The sequence below is a fragment of the Siphonobacter sp. SORGH_AS_0500 genome, from assembly GCF_002838835.1.
GTDB lineage: Bacteria > Bacteroidota > Bacteroidia > Cytophagales > Spirosomataceae > Siphonobacter.
In genome coordinates this window covers 79088-100596 of record NZ_NHPP01000010.1, presented here as the reverse complement: position 1 = coordinate 100596, position 21509 = coordinate 79088, and the positions used below count along the sequence as shown (strand labels likewise).

Sequence of the window (21509 nt, the reverse complement as noted above, 5' to 3'; positions counted from 1 at the left end):
CTTTTGCGGAAATTTTGCTCAAAGCAGATGGTTCTCATCTCAAGAGTGTTAGCAATTGGGCAAGTGATTTCCACGTTACTTTAAACTAGGGCTCAGGCCTTACACCCCCTTGACAGCTTTGAAAATAATTTATCTGGTACGGCACGGAGAAACGGAATATAACCGATTAGGAATTGTTCAGGGCTCAGGCGTTGACTCTGATTTGAACGACCGCGGTCGGGCTCAAGCTCATGCCTTTTATGAAGCTTACCAGCAAGTACCTTTCCAACGCATCTATACTTCGGCTCTTAAACGTACGGTTCAGTCGGTTCAGGACTTCATTGACGCAGGCATTCCCTACGAACAGCATGCGGGTTTAAATGAGTTTGGCTGGGGAGATATGGAAGGTAAAACGCCCCATTACACCGAAGACGACTATTACCGTAGTATGATCTACAACTGGCGGATTGGCAACGTCGATGTATCCGCCATTGGAGGCGACAGCCCGCTGAGTGTTCTCAATCGTCAGATTCCCGTCATTGAACACATCATCAGTCGTCCTGAAGAAGAGCAGGTGTTGGTTTGTATGCACGGTCGGGCTATTCGGATTTTGTTAACGCATTTATTCAAGGAACCTTTATCGGAGATGGATCATTGGGAACACTCTAATCTGTGTCTGTATAAAATCCGGTACGATTACAATACGGGTAATTTCACCCTCGAACTCGGTAACGACACCCGTCACCTGGCCGGAATCGAAAAGGAACCTGAAGTAAGCAACTCTTAATAGTTTACTGTTGTCAGTCTACCGTTTTCAGTTATTGCTGACGAACAAAACGGACAACTGTAAACCGTAAACTGACAACTCATTTCTCCCATGGTTTACGACATAACCTTGATTGGTGGAGGGATTGTGGGGCTGGCGACGGCTTTGCAACTCAAACGCCAACGCTACGATCTGAATATTCTTCTCCTGGAGAAAGAAAATCACGTTGCCGCCCATCAGACTGGCCACAATTCGGGCGTGATTCACTCGGGATTGTATTATAAACCCGGTAGTTTGAAAGCTACCAATTGTATCCGGGGGTATGATATGCTGCTGGATTTTGTCCGCAAAGAAGGCATCCCCTTTGATCTCTGCGGAAAGATCGTTGTAGCGACTAAAAATGAGCAAATCCCTTTGCTTAACAACCTTTATGATCGCGGGCAACAGAACGGTCTCACCAAGATTCGCAAGATCAGTCTGGGTGAAATGAAGGAAATTGAGCCTTACGTTTCCGGCGTAGCAGCCATGGAAGTTCCTTACACGGGAATTATTGATTATAAAACAGTTACTGAAAAATACGCCGAAAAATTTCAGGCCTTAGGCGGGCAAATTCACCTCAGTGAAAAAGTCATTGGTATCACCAAGGGCTCAACCATTAGTATCGTCAAGACCGAAAAAGCTTCTTACGAGACCAAACTCGTTATTAACTGTGCAGGTTTGTATTCGGATAAAGTCGCTCAGTTTAGTCAGGATCAGCCCGTTAACGTTCGCATTACCCCCTTTCGTGGTGAGTATTACCAGTTAAAACCCGAACGCGAGCATCTGGTGCGTAATTTGATTTACCCCGTTCCTGATCCGAATTTCCCCTTCCTCGGCGTTCACTTTACCCGCATGATTGGCGGTGGTGTGGAAGCAGGGCCTAATGCCGTGCTGGCTTTCCGCCGCGAAGGGTATAAAAAGTTAGATATTGATTTTAAGGAACTCTACGAAACCTTTTCCTGGCCGGGCTTTCAGAAAGTAGCCGCTAAATACTGGCAAACGGGCCTGGGAGAAATGTATCGAAGCTTCTCGAAAGCGGCTTTCACGAAAGCGTTACAAGAGTTGATCCCCGATATTCAGGAAAACGATCTCATTCCCGGTGGTGCGGGCGTGCGAGCTCAGGCTTGTGACCGAACGGGTGGTCTGCTCGATGATTTCTCAATTCTGGAAGACGCTAAGGTGATTAATGTACTCAATGCCCCTTCCCCGGCGGCCACCTCCTCCTTATCCATTGGGTTGACCGTATCTGAAATGGCACTCAAACGTTTTTGATAAATTAGGATTATCCTTGTTTATTGCCCCAGGCCGCTCAATTGAGCGGCCTTTTTCTTGATTATAAGTTCCCGAATTTCATCCGGGGACACTGTTGTTAATAGCAAACTTCCTCCCTGCCGTCGCTCGGCTCTAGCTGAGTGACTACCTAGCTCTAGGCCTCTGGCCGGTAGACTGCGAACCCATAACTAGTTACAAAACAACTTTCCCCAACCTAAACAGACCTGCTAACATAGGCCAGAGCCAAGGGAGGAAACCTAATTGGTCAAAATTGAAAGAGGCCCGATTCGTATTAAGTTCTTTGATTATAAATTTTAAACAGCTTTTAATTCAAAATAGCACTTTTATTAAATCATTGTAAATCAGTATTTTAAATTTACAAAAAGTCTAATAAGTAAATTTTTTATATTTTTTTTCCTATTTACTGAGTTAAAACCCACCCTTGCTGCCTCTTGATGTCAAATTGCTCAACAGATGAACTATCAGAACTTTAGTCGGGAGGATTTTGTGAAAGACTCGTACTTCCGCAAATGGGTTCAAAAACCCGACGAACTGACTCGCCAGTTCTGGTACGATTACCTGACGAAATACCCCGAGCAGACCGAAACCATTCGTCAGGCGGCAGAGATGGTTCTGCAACTAGCAACAGTGGTCAGGGAGCAAAATCCGGTAACGCCCTCCGAAGAAATTGAACATAGCTGGCAGGAAATCAATCACCGAATCACTCATCCGGTAACTGGCGTAAAACCTTTCTATCGTCAGCGTTGGGTATGGGCATCGGCTGCCTGCCTCGCTTTTTTGATTAGTTGGGCCGGGTATTGGTATGCCCGTCAGGATCAGAGCTATCAGCACAACGTAGCCCATGCAGATCAGGCTTTAAAGGAATGGGTAAATACTACGGATCACGTCCAAACTATTGCCCTCCAGGATGGCAGCTCTGTGCTTTTACATCCGGGCAGTCGGCTGAGTTACCCTCAGCAATTCAAGTCTTCCAAACGGGAAGTCTTTTTATCCGGCGAAGCTTTTTTCGAAGTAGCTAAAAATCCTAAACAGCCCTTTTTTGTCTATGCTAATGAAATTGTCACCAAGGTATTAGGTACCAGTTTTAAAGTCAGTGCTTTTCCTAAAGATCAGAAAGTTACCGTAATGGTACAGACCGGAAGGGTTTCTGTTTACGCTCAGTCAGATCAGCAGGCCAAAGAGAAAGCCGAATCTACCGAGTTGGAAGGGCTGGTCTTAACGCCTAATCAACAGATTGTTTACTCTCGCGAGCAGGTTCGCATGGTTAAATCACTAGTTACTCAGCCCTCCGTTTTGGCGAAATCCGCTAGTTCCGCTTTCGTCTTCCGAAATGCCAGTGTGAAAGACGTATCTCGGCCATCGAAAAAGCGTACGGTGTACACATTATCTATGATGAAGATACCTTCCGCCATTGCCAGTTGAATGCCGACTTAAGTGATGAACCTTTGTATCAGAAAATGGAGATTATTACCAAAAGCATTGAAGCCCGCTATCAGGTCGTAGACGCTCAGTTTGTCATCTCCGGCGAAGGTTGTTCCCTCTAACTAAAGCCTTATTATTCAATACCAGTACAGTAGCTTAACCTCTAAACCGCTTACTCCGTAAGCACCTATGAACAGTCCTAACCCCTTTCCCTCGTGGAAAGGGGGTTTAGGTTTCTTCTCCTTTCCATTCCTGAAAATTATTGCCCTACGCTGCCTTCGCCAGGTTGCCATAAAGGTTCTCAACAAAACCTAATTACTCGTTAAAACCTAATTACTCGTTCTCGCGTACCCCATGCCTTTTATCTGACGGCGAATGTCCGATCAATGGGGCTGTGGACTTTTACTTCTAAACCTCCAAAACGTATGAATTCATCCTTACTTCCAAGGAGAAATCAATGGTGGCTTTACTGCTGCCTGATGCTGAGTTTGCTAGTTAACCTGCCCTTACTGGCTGGCCCAGGAGCGGACATTCTTGACCGGAAAGTAACTCTTAAAGCCGATCAGGACGACATTAGCTCGGTGCTTTTGCAACTGGAAAAACTGGCGGATGTCAAATTTTCCTATAGTCCACAACTCATCGGAGCCCGCCGAAAAGTTTCTATTTCGGTCATTGATGAAAAATTAACACTGGTACTGGAACGGCTGCTTCAACCCCTGCGACTGAATTATGAAGTCGTTGGTAATCAAATTATTCTCAAGAGAAAAACCACTACCGAAGCCGTTATTCCCTTGCCTCAGGCCAATCAGGTACGCATTCCCAAAGTTATCATTACCGGAAAAGTCAGTGATGAAAACGGCCAGCCCATTCCCGGGGCTAACGTTCGTTTAAAGGAAAATACTTCCATTGGTACGACCACCAACGCCGAAGGGCAGTATTCACTTAACGTGCCGGATAACACGACTGGCGTACTGGTGTTTACTTCCGTTGGGTATCTGCCCGCTGAAGTAAGCCTTTCCAGCCAAAGCGTAGTGGACATTACCCTGAAAGCAGGTACGACCTCGCTTTCTGAAGTGGTGGTAACGGCTTTGGGAATTAAAAAAGAGGCTAAAAAACTGGGCTATTCTACTTCCACCGTCAATACCGATCAGATCACTACCAATCGTACTGTCAATTTGGGTAATAGTTTGCAGGGAAAAGTAGCGGGGGTGAACGTAACGGCTCCGGCAGGCGGGCCCGGTGGAACTTCTAAAATCCGAATTCGGGGGCAGTCTTCATTCAAAGGCGATAACTCTCCTTTAATCATCGTCAACGGCGTTCCCATCAACAACTCTAATTTTTCCAGCCGTCAGGGGGATAGCGATGGCACTACGAACCGAAGTGGCTCAGCTTCAGACGGCGGCGATGGGTTACAAAGTATTAATCAGGATGATATTCAGAGCATTACCGTTTTAAAAGGTTCAACGGCAGCGGCACTATACGGCTTTCGGGCCAAGGATGGAGCCATCGTGATTACCACTAAAACGGGTCAAACCGGCCAGGGTATTGGTGTAGAAGTCAACTCCAACTTTATTGCCGAACGGGCCCTCGACTATACTGATTTTCAATATGAATACGGTCAGGGGGAATACGGCAAACGGCCCCAAAGCGTGGGAGATGCTCAAAGCTCGGGCGTGTTTAGCTTCGGAGAACGATTCGATGGCAAGCCGACCTATCAGTTCGACGGGGTACAACGCCCCTATCTGGCCCAGCGACACCGCATTCGGGATTTTTACCGGACTGGAACCAGTTGGAATAACTCCGTGGCTTTATCGGGCGGTAATGAAAAAGGCGGGTTCCGCATTTCATTTTCCAACATGGATGCCAACTCGATCATGCCTAACTCTGATTACCATAAGAAGATCTTGAATCTGGGGCTTAATTACAACTTCACCCCAAAACTCTCGGTGCAGTTAAATGCTAACTATTCCAACGAATACAATCATAACCCGCCCCAGATTGGTTTGCAGGATCTGAACGCCAATACTACGGTCTATACCACAGCTACATCGGTAGCCATGAAAACGCTGGAGGATAACCGATACGATGCGAATGGGTTTGAGCTGGCTACCTCTCGTTTTACTAACCGCAATAACCCTTACTGGGTGGCTTACGACCGCTTTGAACACGTACGCCGGGATCGGATTTTTGGTAATGCTTCCGTTCGCTATCAACTCACGGACTGGCTCTACGCTCAGGGCCGGATTGGCCAGGATTACTTCACGCGTCCTTATGATTTTAACCGCCCTACGGGTACGCGATCCCTAGCCGCCGCGGCTACTGGCTTTAACGGTTACTTCTATCAGGAAATCTCTACTTTCCGTGAGCGAAATCTGGACTTTCTGATTGGATCAACGCATAAATTAGGCGTTTTCGGACTGGATATAACGCTGGGAGGCAACTCGCTCCAGCAGATTTATACTAACAGTAACGTTTCGGCCACTAACTTCTACATTAGGGATCTGTACACCATCATGAATGGTCAGAATAAAGAACCCCAGTATGCCTATACCCGCAAGCAGGTCAATTCTCTCTACGGCGTAGCGGAGCTTTCCTATAAAAACTTCCTGTTTTTAAATGCTACGGCCCGCAACGACTGGTTTTCCACCCTGAACCCGCAATCGAATAGTTACCTATACCCTAGTGTGAGTGCCAGTTTTGTGCTCAGTGATGCCTTCAAAGAACGCCCACGCTGGATGAATTTCATGAAAGTCCGGGCGGCTTACGCTGAAGTCGGCGGAGATACCGATCCGTATCAAAACAATTTGTATTACAACCTGAATGCCAACTCCATCCAGGGGCAAGCTCTGGGCTATATTGCTACCGATGTTAGTCCCAATAATAACCTGATGCCACTCAAGGTAAAAGAAGCTGAACTGGGGCTGGAGTTCCGAACACTCGATAATCGGATCAATCTGGATGTAGCTTACTATAATAAAAAGACAGTCGATGAAATTCTCAACGTAGATATTTCGACGGCTTCAGGTTATAACAAATCCAAAGTGAACGTGGGTCAGCTGCGTAACAAGGGAATTGAAGTCCTACTCACGCTGGTTCCGGTGAAAAAGGAAAAGTTCACTTGGGAAACGACTTTTAACTTTACCTATAACCAAAGTGAAGTACTGGCTCTGGCCGACGGTCAGGCTCGTTTAAAAGTAGGTCAGGGAGATTTCTTCGGCGAAGTATGGCACGAAGTCGGCATGCCGATGGCATCGCTACGAGGCATAGCTTACAAACGCGACAATCAGGGAAGAATCATTACCGCGGGCGGTAAACCCGTGGCGGGCCCTATTACCACTTTTGGTAGTGCCATCCCCAAATACACGGGCGGCTGGATTAACACGTTCAATGTAGCGGGCTTTAAAATCTTCACGCAAATTGACTTTAAGGGCGGTCATAAAATCATCTCGAATTCAAACCTGAATTTCCTGCGTCATGGACTTTCTAAAGAATCATTAGTTGGTCGGGAAGGTGGTGTATTATTTGAAGGCGTAACCGCCGAAGGAGCCCCTAATACCACGCGGGTAGAAGCCGAGGATTTTTACTCCAGCTACCGCAGTACCAATAATGCAGAACGCTTCGTGTATAATGCCAGCTTCATTCGGTGGCGTTCGCTCTCGGTGAGTTATGATCTTTCCCGCTTCCTGAATAAAGGATTTGTGAAGTCCCTAAGCCTTTCTGCCCTTTGTAATAACGTCCTGCTGATTAAAAAGCACCTGCCTAACCTCGATCCAGAAGCCGTTAACGGAGCCTCGGATAACATTCAGGGTATTGAAACGCACACCCTGCCTACTACCCGCAGTTACGGCATGAATCTGAACCTGAAATTCTAATCTCCATGAAAAAAATACTGGCTCTTGTCGCTCTGGCTACTGGTTTGATCAGTTGCGATAAAAACTTCGAAAGTATTAACACAAACCCGGTTCAGTCTACCAGCATTGATCCTTTGTATTTGTTTTCCAATGCTCAGCTCAATACGACTCTGGCCTCTCAGACCATGTTCTATGAATCGGCTATTGTTCAACAGACCAATACCCCGTTTGGAGGTCTGAATACCGGAGCTAACTTCAATCAGGATAACCGCGACAACACGCGGGTGAATTGGCTTTATCTCTACAGCGGAACCAATAATGGCAATAATGGTCCCATCAAGCTACTTACCGCCGTGATGAACCAGACCCAGAACGATAGCACCCGCAGCAACCTCTACCACATGTCCCGAATCTGGAGGGTTTATGTATTTCAGGTGCTGGTAGATACGTATGGGGATGTACCTTATTTCGATGCAGGTAAAGCCTTTATTAGCGGAAACAAGTTACCTAAGTATGATCCTCAGGCGGAAATTTACACGGATCTGGTGAAGGAACTCGACCAGGCTATTGCGGGACTGAACGCCAGCAAGCGAATTGAAACCGGAGATTTGTTTTATCAGGGGAATATTGCCCAATGGCGGAGACTGGCCTATTCGCTCATGCTGAGAATTGGCATGCGTTATACTAAAGTAGATGCGGCCAAAGCCCAAAGTATCGTCCAGAAAGCTTTTCAGGGTGGTGTTTTTCAATCCAACGACGACAACGTCAAAATTCAGTACACCAGCATTTATACCAATCCGCTGGGGAACCTCTGGAATAATACCGAAAAAGCCAATTTCTATTTGGGAGCTCCTTTCGTGAATTTCCTGAAAACAACCAATGACCCCCGCCTGACGGTCATTGCGGCTCGTTACAGAGAACCCAGTAAAAATCCCGAACAAACTACGGTGGATCGCACGGCAGCCAATCAGATTGGCATGCCCTACGGCTACGACGACGGCTCGATTGCCACGGCTCCCAACTTTCCGGGAAGAGTGCCCTCGGGTGGATGGAATTACTCGCAGGTCAATCGGCGGACGCTGGGAAAAGTGGATGGTCCTAACTTTTACCTTACTCACGCTCAAACACAGTTACTGCTAGCGGAAGCGGCTCAACGGGGCTGGATTACGGGCAGTGCCGCTAACTTTTATCAGGCGGGCGTTACGGCTCACATGGCCCAAATGAGTAGTTATGATGCCTCAGCGACCATTCCTCAGTCTGCCATTGATACCTACCTGGCGGCTCAACCTTACGTGGCAGCGACGGGTCTTCAGCAGATTAATACGCAGTACTGGGTCGCTTCTTTCCTGAACGGCCCGGAAGCTTTCGCCAACTGGCGAAGAAGCGGTTTTCCCGTCTTAACACCCAATAAATATCCGGGCAGAACCATTACGGGAGATTTCATCCGGCGACTTACCTACCCGATCTTAGAGCAGTCTGTAAATGCCGAGAACTATAATGTAGCCGTGAGCCGTCAGGGACCCGATGATTTAGAGACCCGAGTCTTCTGGGACAAGCCTTAATAAAATACAATTTTCCTACTAATAAAGTCTTTAATCTACTAAGATTAGAGACTTTATTTTTATGTGGATAAAGCAAATGTCTTCCCAACAGCTCCATTACCGGCAACAGTCAAAACAGAATATAATTTCGTTTTTGATGTTATTCGTAATAACGGCAATTTGTAAACAGCTACACTCAGCTTTGGGGAAAAATTGTATTTTACTTATTCAACTTACTGATAATCAAAAATTTATATAAAAATATTTGTTCATTTCGTGCTAACAATCTTACCTTTGCCAGCGTTATAAGAAGACAGCAGGTCCGGAGACGAGCCAATGTTAACAGAATATTATTTCGTCGCCCTGTTTGTTCTAATAAACTTTACTTTCAACATTTTCTATTAAAACATCTTCTAGCCGCGAAGACCATTTTTGTTACATATCATAGCCATGAAAAACATCATCAAGTCACTCGCTTTAGTATTCGCTTTAAGTTCATTTGTTGCTCAGGCTTCAGACATCGAAAAGAATCCTGGTACAGATAAAGAAGCGAAAAAAGCTACCTTTCACACGAACGTGTTCAAGGGTAAAAATGCTACGCAATTCTACTGCTTCGTTGATAAACAAGCGGGGCAGCGTTTAACGATTACCGTCCGTGATCATAAAAACAATATCATCAATGAGCAGTATGTTTCTAAAAACGAAACGCACGTAGCTCAAAAAATGGACTTGAGCCAATTGCCCGACGGCGATTACTCTCTAACCGTTGCTAGTGCAGATCGGATGGTTGTTCATCCCGTTCGCATCACGACTGCTGCTTCTGTTCGTTACATTTATCTGACGGAAGAAGAAGCTGCCGCTCGCAAATAATCTAACTAGTAAAGTTTACCGCCATGCATCGGCAACTCTGCAAAGGGTTGCCGTTTTTTATGGTGTTCACTTGGTGGAAAAGCCAACAGCGGTAACCATGGCTACTAGTGAAATGACTGGTAAGCTTTTCAGGGGAATCATCCACGCTTGCGACTGAAAGAAAATGGCTTAGGGTACGCTAACCTTAGTAGAAGGGGGTACGAGAAGTGCAGGCAGAAATCCGGACGGCAGATGAAAGTAGTTTGCAAATTTTGCAAAACCTTATAAATAAAAAAACCCGGCGGATTCCACCGAGTCTTTCCCGTAAAAGCCATGAAAACAATAAATGATGTTCAAACATACGCTAAGTTTTCGGAAAATCAAAACCACCAAAGCCCCTATTTTCAAAATTTTTATAAATCCATCTGCTTATTTAGTAATAAAAAATGCGGCGTTACCGGGGTAAAGCCGCATTTTTTGGAACAATTAGAAGAGCTTAGGTTATTTTTTAGGATACGGAATAATTAACTTTTCACCCTTCTCTACGTAGTTTTTCGTCTTTCCATTGGCCTTCATCAGGGCATCTACAGAAACGCCGTATTTTTCAGCAACTACCCGCAAAATGTCTCCCTTCCCTACCGTATGTGTGGCATAAACGGGAATCTTCAGACTTTTTCCTGCCTGTAATTTGTCAGGGTCCACATCGGGGTTTGCTGACTTAAGCTGACTAGCGGATAATCCGTATTTAGTAGCCACGCTATAGAAGGTTTGGCCACCGGTTACTTTATAAGAAATATTTCCACCCCTGGAGCTAACCGATTTAGTTTCTTCGGTCTTGGCTACTTTCGTTTCGGAAGCTTTCTCTTTTTTACCTCAGCAGTTTTAGCCGTTTGCTTGGATTCCGAAGCTGCTTCTTCTGAACTCGTACTGGTAGTAGCTGCCGAAGGTGTAGCGTCAATGGCCTCAGGTTCAACAGCCGTAGGCGTGGGAACGTCCGAATCCATGTTATCGGCAGTGTTTTCGGTAACCGCCGACTTTTCTACTTTCTGAGGCGTTAGCGTTACGGCGTCCTCATCCATAAAGTAAGCATAACCAATGTAAAGTAAAGCCGCTACGATAATAGCCAATACTCCCAGCGTAATTGTGGGTAAACTGGAACCTTCTTTGGGTCGTTGGTTTCGCTCTTCCATACGTTAAGATTGGGGCTGAATGATTAATTAGTAAATCCCGGAAGTACCCTTTTTGTTTTATACCGGCGGTAATCCTTCGCGGGCCTGCTGACTCATTTCGGCCACTTTGGCTTCTAACGAAATTTTATACGCCTGTAATTTATCAGCGATTTCTTTATTTGCTACACCAATAATTTGAACGGCCAGAATTCCGGCATTTTTTGCTCCATTTAAAGCCACCGTTGCGACGGGTACGCCACCGGGCATTTGCAAAATGGAAAGAACTGAATCCCAACCGTCAATAGAATTGGAAGATTTCACCGGAACGCCGATAACGGGTAAAGTCGTCACAGCAGCCACCATGCCGGGCAAGTGAGCAGCTCCGCCGGCACCCGCAATAATCACTTCTACACCCCGTTGACGGGCCTGCTGAGCGTACTCAATCATTTTCAGAGGTGTACGGTGAGCCGAAACGATGTCAATTTCGTAAGCTACTCCAAATTCATTACATACGTCGACAGCTTCCTGCATGACTTTTAAGTCAGAAATGCTGCCCATGATAATACCTACCATTTTATTTGAGTTATCGGTTGATGGTTGTTTGTTGTTAGCTGATGAAAGTTAAAGTCTTCACTTTTCCTAACAACCCTTAACAAACAACTAAAAACTAGATTTATGAGATGATGCGAACGGCGTTTTTAAGGGCTTCTACCTTCTTTTTCAACGTTTCAAGTTCCTTGTCTACGACGGTAATATGGCCCATTTTGCGGAAAGGCTTGGTAATTTTTTTACCATAGAGGAAAGGATGCACGCCGGGGGTTTCCAGCAGGGTCTCCATGCCTTCATACTTAGCTTCGCCTTCGTAGCCTTCAGCTCCCAACAGGTTAATCATAGCCGCATAGGAATGGGCTTTTGTGTCGCCCAAAGGCCAGTTCAATACAGCCCGTAAGTGCTGCTCAAACTGACTTACGTCGTTAGCCCGCAGCGTATGATGCCCACTGTTATGCGGACGGGGAGCTACTTCGTTAATGAGAATTTCGCCGTCTTTGGTTAAGAACATTTCAACGGCGAGAAGACCCACAATGCCAAAAGCTTCGGCTGTACGGCTGGCAATAAACTGAGCCCGGGCATCTACTTCAGCGGGAATCGAGGCCGGAGCAAACAGATAATCCACCATGTTTGCTTCGGGATGGAAAACCATTTCTACAGTAGGGAATGTCTTGACGTCTCCCCGCTCATTACGAGCGACGATGACGGCTAATTCCTTTTCAAAATCAACGGCTTTTTCCAATAACCCCGGAGCATCGAATGCTTTGTCGAAATCAGCAGCCGTAGCAATTCTTTGTACGCCACGACCATCGTAACCGCCTTTCCCCAACTTATTAAAAGCAGGCAGAAAATCTGCGTGACGACGGGCATCTGCCTGATTTTCGACTAACACAAAATCAGAAGTAGGCAGGTTATGATCGCGGTAGAATTGTTTTTGCAGGCGTTTGTCCTGAATAATCTCAACAATTTCGGGCTGAGGAAATACCCGAACGCCTTCGCTTTGCAGCTTTTTCAGGGCATCGAGATTCACTGCCTCAATTTCAATTGTTATTACTTCCAGGTCTTTACCAAACGCATAGACGGTATCAAAATCCTGAAAAGACCCTACCACAAATTCGGGGGCGATTTCCGCACAGGAAGCCTGAGCATCAGGATCAAGTACTTTAATGGATAAGTCAAAATCAATGGCAACCTGTAGGAGCATACGACCTAACTGGCCGCCGCCCAATAGGCCAAACCGAACACCGGGATTAAACATGTAAGAATAATAGAAATGAATGAAGAGGCTTCCCTCAGATGATGATGCAAAGATAAGTTGGAGTTTTCAGTTTATAGTTTTCTGTTTTCAGTTGCTTGCTATTAACCTTTTTAGTATTTCTCTTTACCTTCACAATTGCGAGCCCGTTCACTCTACTTAATTGAAAACTGTCAATAGCAAACGGACAACTAATCACTGAAAATCAGATTTCTAAAGTCTACCGGATGGCCATTAACGCTTTATTGGCCGGGGCTTGGGGTAAATGGTATTACCCTTTGGCCGTTTATTATTGTTAGTACGCCCCGTCCTTCAGCCTCGCTGATGAATCATGAACGCATTCATATTCGTCAACAGGCGGAGTGGCTGATTTTGCCCTTTTATCTCTGGTACGTTAGCGAGTATTATTACCATCGATTGAAAGGTAAATCTCATCACGCTGCTTACCGGGCTATTAGTTTTGAAAAGGAAGCCTATGCTTTTGAAGAAGACCTGGAATACCTAAGCAAACGCAGGTTTGGGGCTTTTCTTCGGTTTTTGAAATGATTTTTATTTTATGCATTAGCATACGAGGCTATCCAGACTGGGGCTCTGGACTTGCAAATCATTCAACTTAAAACCCCAGCGGGGTTCCATATGAATAGCCCCGGGTGTCAACCCGGGGATAAGCCTCCCCAAGTAACACTGTTGCCAGCGGAAAAGCTGGCAACGGCAGGATAAGGATATACTTTCAACTCCAGCGAGATTTAATACGGGGGTTCCTGATGGATGAGCCCGGTCTGGTTGGCACTGAATGATCTATTCGAAGGAGTCCTTCAAGTAACACCTGTTGCCAGCGAAAAAGCTGGCAACGGCTGGATAAGGATGTACTTTCAACCCCAGCATGAAGTTATTGAATGATCTACCAGTACTTTGGAGGTTTATTAAGCTCTACCAATCTTCCCCCCAAACAAAAACGGCCAGCAATCGCCAGCCGTTTGATTAAGCTTCTCCTACGGGACCCGTGTAGGGAAGTTGAAAACCGGAATGCCCGCCACCTTCGTTAATGGGGCCGTAGTTTTCTTCGTATTTAGCCAGGTTATCCTGCAAGGCATGCATCAACCGCAAGGCATGGTCGGGCGTGATGATTACACGTGATTTTACTTTTGCTTTAGGAACGTTAGGCATTAATCGTACAAAATCAATAACAAATTCGCTTTGGGAATGCGAGATAATGGCCAGATTCGAATAAGTACCCTCTGCCATTTCTTCGGACAATTCGATTTCGATTTGATCGTTCTGCTCTGCAGCTGGTTGCTTTGACATAGCTGTGTTCATTAATGAAATAATCTCTACCAGTAAAAATTTAATCCAGACAAGCGAACTTCCTGGAAATGAATCGAATTCTTACTTTAGAACGGTTAGAAGAAAACTAAGGTAATTCATGGACTACCGGATTTGCAAAAAGTCAAAGATAATCCTTGTGATCCGATCGTCTAAGCAGGTTATTACCTAACTATGAATTTTGTAAAAATCCTAGTTCTTTCTTCTGCACAAGGGCCGTCTTTTCTGTGTATATTTGTCCTTTGTTTCCATCAACAATAATGCTCCATGCAGGTTGCTCTTCGTTACCAGGAACTTTTCGAAAATCGTCATAATAATGCAGATGAGGCCGATCGTCAGGCTATGCTGGCTGAAATTGGCGTAACTTCGGTTGAAGAACTCATCAACCAAACAGTACCTTCGGCCATTCGCCGGGCTAATGCCTTGAATCTTCCTCCCGCTCAAACGGAATTTCAATTTTTGGACGATTTCAAGAAGCTTGCCAGTCAAAATAAAGTCTTCAAGAGCTACATCGGTACGGGTTACTACGATACGTATACCCCTAATGTAATTCTGCGTAATATTCTGGAAAATCCAGCCTGGTACACGGCCTATACGCCTTATCAGGCCGAGATTTCGCAGGGACGCCTGGAAATGCTGCTGAATTTCCAAACCATGATTTTGGAATTAACGGGCATGGAAATCGCCAATGCTTCTCTGTTGGATGAAGCCACAGCCGCTGCGGAAGCTCTGCATTTATTACATGCCCTGAAAAAAGGAGCCAAGGCGAAAGCAGATACGTTCTTTGTTTCAGATCGATGCCACCCACAAACGATTGACCTGCTTTATACGCGGGCTACTCCGATTGGGGTCAAAATCATGGTGGGTGATCACCGTACAGTTGATTTGACCAACGAAAGCATCTTCGGTGCTTTATTACAATACCCCGCCACCGACGGAGCTGTATTTGATTACGGTGACTGGATTGCCTCTGCTCACGACTTAGATATCAAAGTAGTAGTAGCAGCGGATCTACTGGCTCTTACTTTACTGAAAGCTCCTGGTGAAATGGGTGCGGACGTAGTAGTAGGCTCTGCTCAGCGTTTTGGCGTACCCATGGGTTACGGCGGACCACACGCGGGTTACTTTGCTACCAAAGACGATTACAAACGCCAGATGCCCGGTCGTATCATCGGGGTATCGGTAGATGCGGAAGGAAACCGTGCCCTTCGCATGGCTCTGCAAACTCGTGAGCAGCACATTCGCCGCGAGAAAGCCACTTCTAATATTTGTACAGCTCAGGTACTTCTTTCGGTAATGGCGGCGGCTTATGCCGTATACCACGGCCCTGAAGGCTTGCAGAAAATTGCTCACCGCACGCATGCTTTAACGCAACTGACGGCTCTGGCCCTTAAGGAACTGGCTTATGAAGTAGTAACGGAAGCTTTCTTTGACACCATTCAGGTAAAAGTTTCGGATGAAAATGTGGTGAAAGCTGCCACAGAAGCCGCTGAAATCAACCTGCGTTACTTCGGAGATAATCTGGTTGGTATTTCGTTTGACGAAGTAAAAACCTATCAGGATGCCGTTGAACTGATCAACATCTTCTCGACACTGGTAAGCAAAAGTGTTAACCTGTCGGAAATTGAATCAGCCTTAACCTGGGAGTTTAACGAAGTTCTTACCCGGGAATCTGCTTACTTAACAAACCCCGTTTTCAATACGCACCATTCCGAACACGAAATGTTACGTTATCTGAAATCGCTGGAAAATAAAGACTTATCGCTGGTACACTCCATGATCTCACTGGGATCATGTACCATGAAGCTCAACGCCACAACCGAAATGATTCCGGTAACCTGGCCTGAGTTTGGTAAACTTCACCCCTTTGCTCCTAAAGCTCAGGCGGCGGGTTACCAGCAGTTATTTAAAAACCTCAACGACTGGCTTTGTGAAATCACAGGTTTTGCGGCCATGTCTCTGCAACCTAACTCAGGTGCCCAGGGTGAATACGCGGGTCTGATGGTGATTCGGGCGTATCACGAAGCTCAGGGTAATAGCCATCGCAACATCGCTTTGATTCCCGCTTCTGCTCACGGAACCAACCCTGCCTCAGCCGTTATGGCGGGTATGAAGGTAGTCGTTACCAAAACCGACGAGAACGGGAACATCGACCTGGCTGATTTAAAAGCCAAAGCCGAGCAGTACAGTGAAAACCTGTCCTGTCTGATGGTTACCTACCCTTCGACGCACGGCGTATTCGAAGAGTCGATCATCGAAATTTGTAATCTGATTCACCAGCACGGTGGTCAGGTATATATGGATGGAGCGAACATGAACGCTCAGGTAGGACTTACCTCTCCTGGTACGATTGGAGCAGACGTTTGCCACCTGAACCTGCATAAAACGTTCTGTATTCCTCACGGTGGTGGCGGTCCTGGTATGGGTCCCATCGGTGTAGCGGCTCACCTGGCTCCCTTCCTGCCCGGTCACGCTGTGGTAGAAGGCGTGGGTGGCGAACAGGCTATCTCAGCCGTTTCGGCAGCTCCGTATGGTTCAGCGAGCATCCTGACGATTTCTTACGCTTACATCGCGATGATGGGCGGCGAAGGTCTGACGCACGCGACAGAAACGGCCATTCTGAACGCCAACTACATCAAGGCTCGTCTGGAATCACACTTCCCCGTGCTGTACGTAGGTTCGCAAGGCCGCTGTGCTCACGAGATGATTCTCGACTGTCGTCCGTTCAAGCAATCAGTAGGCATTGAAGCCGAAGACATCGCTAAACGTTTAATGGATTACGGTTTCCACGCTCCTACCCTTTCGTTCCCCGTAGCCGGAACGCTGATGGTGGAACCTACCGAATCAGAGTCAAAAGCAGAACTGGATCGTTTCTGTGATGCCATGATTGCCATCCGTAACGAAATCAGAGAAATTGAAGAAGGCGAAGCGGATAAAACGGTTAACGTTTTGAAAATGGCTCCTCACACTCAGTTTGTGGTTCTTTCAGATGCCTGGAATCGTCCTTACTCGCGTGAAAAAGCGGTATTCCCGCTGCCTTACGTAAAAGCCAGCAAATTCTGGCCTACGGTAAGCCGCATCGATTCAGCCTACGGAGATCGTAACCTGATCTGTGCCTGTCCTCCTTTGGAAGAATATGCTACAGCTGAATAAGTCATAGCTGGTATTAATAGTAAAGCCCGCCGCAAAGTTTTGCGGCGGGCTTTTTGTTTATTGAATTACTTTCGTTTTCCGTATCTTGTTTTGTCTGGTAGAGTTGGGCAACTGCGGGAAAATCTAAAAAGCTAACGCGTGTATTCCAGCGTACTTGTGAGGGTTGCCAAATTGCCTTTATCAAAGGCAGTCAGTGCTTTTTTATTCCATTCGGCCATATAACCTTCTGCAAATTGGTTTCCCTGTGCAGGATTAGAAAAGAATTCTGGTTTTAGATGACTCACAAGTTCTTTAAGTAAGGCTTTTTGTTCAGCAGTAGCGTCTGAAAGAGATGCATAGTGATTAAACTTCCGAACCCAGAAATAATAGCGTTCTCCCGAGTTCAAGGTATTTATATAGAAGCTCTTTTTAGCAGGAAGGCTTTTTAACACTAGCATCTGGTCTAGTTTCGATTCGTCAATAGTATTTCTGAGCTGATTCAGATACTGCTCTGATGTTTTTTCCTGAAGAGTATTCCTAAATGAGCTTTCATAATTATGCTTAGAGCATCCTGACAGTAGTAACGTAAGTGAAGCGAGGGTAAGGTAAAAACCTTTTTTCATAAGCGTAATTAATATTAATGATGTAATTTGGGATATAGAATAATACGAATTCATTTAATAATTTTCACAGTCGCTCGGCTCTGCCGAATAACTAGCTAAAGTTAAATAAATTTTAACTTTTATTAAATTTCAAAATAACCATTCATCAATATTTTAATGTAGACTTTAAATTCTAAATTACCTTTAATGAAAAATCATATAATCTATGCTTTTTCATTGTCTTAATTGCTACCAACCTATATATCGCATTTTATCTACCTCTACTTTTATAAACTGTAAGTACTGTCAACATGTACATATGGTAGTCAACAACAAATTAAAATCCTTCTATCAAAACAAGGTATATAACGTAAACTATAAATCAACTGAGCCTATAGAACCCGGAGAAAACATAATTATCGATAATCAAAATTATTCACTTCTGAATCGAAGTATCTGGGTAGGTAACTATTGGCAACGTCATCATTTGAAGGATGAAGGAATATCTGTTCACTATTTTTATGAATGTGTAAAGACGGAAATATTTGAATTAGTGAATTCTAAAGGCGGAAAAGTATGGATTGAAAAAAGTATGATAAAATATATTTAGTAAAAGAATACAATGCATTTTATAAAAATTTTGCAAGTTTAGGGGTAAGATATTCTGGATTTGGTTTCCTGAAAAAAGAATATGATTATGTAACTATGCAAAATTTCGACAATGATAAAATAATAGTAGCCTTTCAGGACGGAGCTTACCATTTTCACTATTTTGAGGGGGAAACCACAAAGGAATGGAGTGATAACTCTTACGTTCGATTTTCAAGTTATGAAAACAATAATTCTTTGTTCTTTATTATCAATCAAGATGGTAAAGAAGATATTGGTAACTCAACAACTTATTATAAGTTTCTTATTAAGCGTACTAGCAATAAATCATATAAGACTAAAAGCTTTTTATCTAGATTATTTTCTTCAATGAATTAATTGACATTCCCCAATCAATCAACAGAGCTGATCGAATGAGCATTTGGAGCCATAATAACGATTACTTCTTCAAATCCCCAATCTCTCCCAAATGCGTATATCCAAAACCCGTATCAAACTTCAACCCATACCCAAACATCCGATCCATCGAAGAATGACCGAATAAGATAATACCTGCCAGCAATACATATTCATTACCAAGATAGAAACCCAGGACTCCGATCAAAATAGCTACTGCTTTGTGATGAAATACATTATAAATAAAAGCTCCTGTTTTACTATTAAAGACGTAACCCACCATACTTACATCAGGAACTAATAGTAAAGCCGGAAACACCCACCAGGCAAACGGTAACTGGGCAAATAAGACAAGGGAAAGAATAACTTGAGCGGCTTCTTCAAACTTTATGAGCGTTTTCATAACAACAGTATTTGTTGTGGTTTTTGATTCGCTATAAAGGTCCGATGGAGAACAGGGTAAAATTCTTTACATAAGTTAATAAATCAGGAAGTGGCAATCCGGCGGCGAATGCGACTTAGTGAAACGGGAGTTATCCCCAGGTAAGAAGCGATATACTGCTGAGGAATGCGTTCGAGAATCTTACGTTTAATTGACGTGTTGATGAATTTCAGATAACGTTCTTCTGGAGTTAGGGTTAGTAACTCGGCTAGTCGTATGTCCAGCCCCATGAATAAATACTCCGCCAGCTTACGCCCGAAAATCTGATAGACGGGAAATTGCTCATATAGCTTGGTTAGGGTTTCATACTTAAAATACATCAGCTCGCAATCTTCCAGGGCCTGAATATTGATCGTACTCGGCTGACTTGTTAAGCAACCCAAGTAGTCGCCAACCAGGTTATTTTCAAAAAAGAAGTAAGTCGTTTTTTCGTCACCGTCTTTCTCGTAATAAAGCCGGGCAGAACCACTGATGAGGAAGAAAATCTCTTTAGCCTGTTCACCCTGTCTAATGAGATGTTGTTTTTTGGGAAGTTTCCTCACCCGTAGCTGTTCCTCCAGAGCAAGCCACTCGTTATCCGTTAAATCTACAAATCGTTTTAGGTAAGAGTGAAATAGAGGGAACTTGATTTCATCCTTGTTTACTGACATGAATATTCTCTGGTTATCTTTCTCATTATACTTCCGCAATTAACGGATATTTCCGTAACCGCTGATTCATTACCATTGTCAGTATATATAAAGAGTGTTTGTTACTTTATTATTCATACAAAAACGCCTGCCCCCACTGTAAACAGGAAGCAGGCCGTTTTAAGTAATCCTGATTTCTACTGATTAATAAGCCTATTATTTACAATTTCACTGTTAGAGATTGGCCAGATATAGTTCTCAGCAGCCGGAGATACTGCATTAGCACTTACAGTAGGACCTGTTTTTGCTGGAATAGTTTGCAATCTACGTAGCAAATCATTGGAGCGGAAGCCTTCTCCCAACAGTTCAATTCTTCTTTCCACAAGAATTGAACTGATTAGAGCGTCTTTCGTAGCTGTTGCAGAGGCCGGAAAGGTGTAGGAAGCATCTGAACGAGCATGGACGGCTTTAAGTAAATTCGTGGCCAAGGTTAAATCTCCCGTTTCTGCTGCTGCTTCAGCGTAATTCAGCAGTACCTCGGAATAACGAATCAAAGGCATGTAAATTAGGTAAGGGGCAGTACGGCCAAATTTAGAAAGATAATTAGTAGAGCCACTCGCTCTCAGAAAGCCTCTTCTGGCATCGGTAGTAGGCCACTGAGAAGAACCTAAAATCCCCGTTGGGTTCAGATAGTACTCAGCTACGTTATTATAGATATATCCAATAGCCGACTGACCACTATACATATCAAGTGTGCTAAAGGGAGCTGAAAGGATGGATTCAGTAGTTGTATAATCTGTAGTAATCACAGAAACGATGTTAGACTGTAAAGCATGCTTCACTCCGGTAGTAGCGGAGAAAGGAGCTACTGTTTGAGGCACAATTTTCTTAGCTTCTTCTACCACTTTTGCGTAATTCCCCATATTTAAATACACCCGTGTTTTCAGTGCTATGGCTGTATTTCGGTGAGCTCTGGTAACTTTTAGGGTTAGAGCCGTTGAGCCGGTGTAATCTGTCGGTAAACCTGCTTCGGCATCATTCAAATCTTTTAAGACTTGGGCATACACTGCCGCTACCGTACTGCGGGCTAAATCGTTATTCTCCATTGTCGTTTCAGGCTGTAACCGTAAGGGTACTCCCGGCGACGTTCCATTATTTTTATTGTAAGGCTGTCCAAATACCGTTACAATGCTATAATAAGATAAGGCCCGTAAAAACTTAGCTTCAGCGATGTATTGATTCCCTAACTCATCTGAAACAATCCCTGGATTTTTAGGAATACCATCAATGATGATGTTAGCCTGGTTAATGGTAGCATAGGCTGCCGTCCACAGGTTATTAATATCATTCGAGCCCGAGTTATAGCGGTTGGCCCAGCTATCGTAACCCGTAAAACTATTACCCGTAGTATTAATGAAATCCTCTCCACGGACATCCAGATAGAGCTGAAAACGTCCGCCGAAGTAGTTGGCATCCTTCAAAGATTTATAGGTTCCGTTGACTAGCCCAAGTATACGACTCGGGGTGTCAAAGATATCGTTAGCGTTTACCTGAGTAGGAGGAATGGTATCCAGATATTTGGATTCATTACAGGAAGATACCATTAGTAAAAGCCCTCCCGTAATTAAGTAAGTTACGGTAGATAATATTTTATTTTTCATGC

The 21509-nt window shown here is 44.6% G+C and carries 19 protein-coding genes; 10 read left to right on the top strand and 9 right to left on the bottom strand.

Going from position 1 to position 21509, the window contains the following annotated elements:
• Window positions 1-118 precede the first annotated feature (118 nt).
• The 7 genes from BWI96_RS13640 to BWI96_RS13615 all read left to right on the top strand — a co-directional run bounded on the left by BWI96_RS13640 (window position 119) and on the right by BWI96_RS13615 (window position 9761).
• Complete coding sequence (locus BWI96_RS13640; RefSeq protein ID WP_106637255.1) at window positions 119-766, top strand: histidine phosphatase family protein; 648 nt, start codon at window positions 119-121, stop codon at window positions 764-766.
• A gap of 90 nt (window positions 767-856) precedes the next feature.
• The gene (lhgO, locus tag BWI96_RS13635; protein ID WP_106637170.1) at window positions 857-2056 is read left to right on the top strand and encodes an L-2-hydroxyglutarate oxidase; all 1200 of its coding nucleotides are present in this window, start codon (window positions 857-859) and stop codon (window positions 2054-2056) included.
• 474 nt (window positions 2057-2530) lie between these two features.
• Complete coding sequence (locus tag BWI96_RS13630) at window positions 2531-3499, top strand: FecR family protein (RefSeq protein WP_106637169.1); 969 nt, start codon at window positions 2531-2533, stop codon at window positions 3497-3499.
• Window positions 3427-3621, top strand: a complete 195-nt coding sequence (locus BWI96_RS23345) for a DUF4974 domain-containing protein (RefSeq protein ID WP_369804174.1) — start codon at window positions 3427-3429, stop codon at window positions 3619-3621. The genes BWI96_RS13630 and BWI96_RS23345 overlap by 73 nt, the downstream gene beginning before the upstream one ends.
• Window positions 3622-3924: 303 nt before the next feature.
• Window positions 3925-7371, top strand: coding sequence for a SusC/RagA family TonB-linked outer membrane protein (locus BWI96_RS13625; protein WP_232793730.1), 3447 nt, complete (start codon window positions 3925-3927; stop codon window positions 7369-7371).
• A gap of 5 nt (window positions 7372-7376) precedes the next feature.
• A complete protein-coding gene (locus BWI96_RS13620; protein WP_106637167.1) occupies window positions 7377-8912 on the top strand; it encodes a SusD/RagB family nutrient-binding outer membrane lipoprotein in 1536 nt (511 codons plus the stop codon).
• A 429-nt stretch (window positions 8913-9341) separates the two neighbouring features.
• Entirely contained in the window at window positions 9342-9761 is a 420-nt protein-coding gene (locus BWI96_RS13615) for a hypothetical protein (protein ID WP_106637166.1), read from the top strand.
• Window positions 9762-10241: 480 nt separating this feature from the next.
• Here the strand turns inward: BWI96_RS13615 and BWI96_RS13610 are convergent, their stop codons facing one another.
• The 4 genes from BWI96_RS13610 to BWI96_RS13595 all read right to left on the bottom strand — a co-directional run bounded on the left by BWI96_RS13610 (window position 10242) and on the right by BWI96_RS13595 (window position 12716).
• A complete protein-coding gene (locus tag BWI96_RS13610; RefSeq protein ID WP_255400696.1) occupies window positions 10242-10535 on the bottom strand; it encodes a LysM peptidoglycan-binding domain-containing protein in 294 nt (97 codons plus the stop codon).
• Between the two features lie 44 nt (window positions 10536-10579).
• On the bottom strand, window positions 10580-10930 hold the full coding sequence (locus BWI96_RS13605; RefSeq protein WP_106637165.1) for a hypothetical protein: 351 nt from the start codon (window positions 10928-10930) through the stop codon (window positions 10580-10582).
• A gap of 57 nt (window positions 10931-10987) precedes the next feature.
• Window positions 10988-11482, bottom strand: a complete 495-nt coding sequence (purE, locus tag BWI96_RS13600) for a 5-(carboxyamino)imidazole ribonucleotide mutase (RefSeq protein ID WP_106637164.1) — start codon at window positions 11480-11482, stop codon at window positions 10988-10990.
• Between the two features lie 100 nt (window positions 11483-11582).
• Complete coding sequence (locus BWI96_RS13595; protein ID WP_106637163.1) at window positions 11583-12716, bottom strand: 5-(carboxyamino)imidazole ribonucleotide synthase; 1134 nt, start codon at window positions 12714-12716, stop codon at window positions 11583-11585.
• Window positions 12717-13037: 321 nt separating this feature from the next.
• On the opposite strand from BWI96_RS13595, the gene BWI96_RS13590 reads away from it, so the two are divergent.
• Window positions 13038-13259 carry a hypothetical protein gene (locus BWI96_RS13590; RefSeq protein ID WP_369804169.1) on the top strand — a complete coding sequence of 74 codons (222 nt, stop codon included), beginning with the start codon at window positions 13038-13040 and terminating at the stop codon, window positions 13257-13259.
• A 435-nt stretch (window positions 13260-13694) separates the two neighbouring features.
• On the opposite strand, the gene BWI96_RS13585 is transcribed toward BWI96_RS13590, so the two are convergent.
• Window positions 13695-14018 carry a DUF3467 domain-containing protein gene (locus BWI96_RS13585; RefSeq protein WP_106637161.1) on the bottom strand — a complete coding sequence of 108 codons (324 nt, stop codon included), beginning with the start codon at window positions 14016-14018 and terminating at the stop codon, window positions 13695-13697.
• A gap of 285 nt (window positions 14019-14303) precedes the next feature.
• Between BWI96_RS13585 and gcvP the strand changes: the two genes are divergently transcribed.
• Complete coding sequence (gene gcvP / locus BWI96_RS13580) at window positions 14304-17189, top strand: aminomethyl-transferring glycine dehydrogenase (protein ID WP_106637160.1); 2886 nt, start codon at window positions 14304-14306, stop codon at window positions 17187-17189.
• A gap of 131 nt (window positions 17190-17320) precedes the next feature.
• Here gcvP and BWI96_RS13575 read toward each other — a convergent pair whose 3' ends face one another.
• Window positions 17321-17791 (bottom strand): bacteriocin fulvocin C-related protein, encoded by a 471-nt coding sequence (locus tag BWI96_RS13575; RefSeq protein ID WP_157830365.1) that lies wholly within the window; start codon window positions 17789-17791, stop codon window positions 17321-17323.
• A 684-nt stretch (window positions 17792-18475) separates the two neighbouring features.
• Here BWI96_RS13575 and BWI96_RS13565 point away from each other — a divergent pair.
• Window positions 18476-18757, top strand: coding sequence for a hypothetical protein (locus BWI96_RS13565; protein WP_106637157.1), 282 nt, complete (start codon window positions 18476-18478; stop codon window positions 18755-18757).
• A gap of 61 nt (window positions 18758-18818) precedes the next feature.
• Here the strand turns inward: BWI96_RS13565 and BWI96_RS13560 are convergent, their stop codons facing one another.
• From BWI96_RS13560 to BWI96_RS13550, 3 genes are all read right to left on the bottom strand, one after another.
• Window positions 18819-19178 (bottom strand): DUF4260 domain-containing protein, encoded by a 360-nt coding sequence (locus BWI96_RS13560; protein ID WP_106637156.1) that lies wholly within the window; start codon window positions 19176-19178, stop codon window positions 18819-18821.
• Between the two features lie 83 nt (window positions 19179-19261).
• The gene (locus BWI96_RS13555; protein WP_106637155.1) at window positions 19262-19867 is read right to left on the bottom strand and encodes a Crp/Fnr family transcriptional regulator; all 606 of its coding nucleotides are present in this window, start codon (window positions 19865-19867) and stop codon (window positions 19262-19264) included.
• Between the two features lie 176 nt (window positions 19868-20043).
• Window positions 20044-21507: a RagB/SusD family nutrient uptake outer membrane protein gene (locus BWI96_RS13550; RefSeq protein WP_198555259.1), complete on the bottom strand. Its 1464-nt coding sequence runs from the start codon at window positions 21505-21507 to the stop codon at window positions 20044-20046.
• Window positions 21508-21509: the final 2 nt, after the last annotated feature.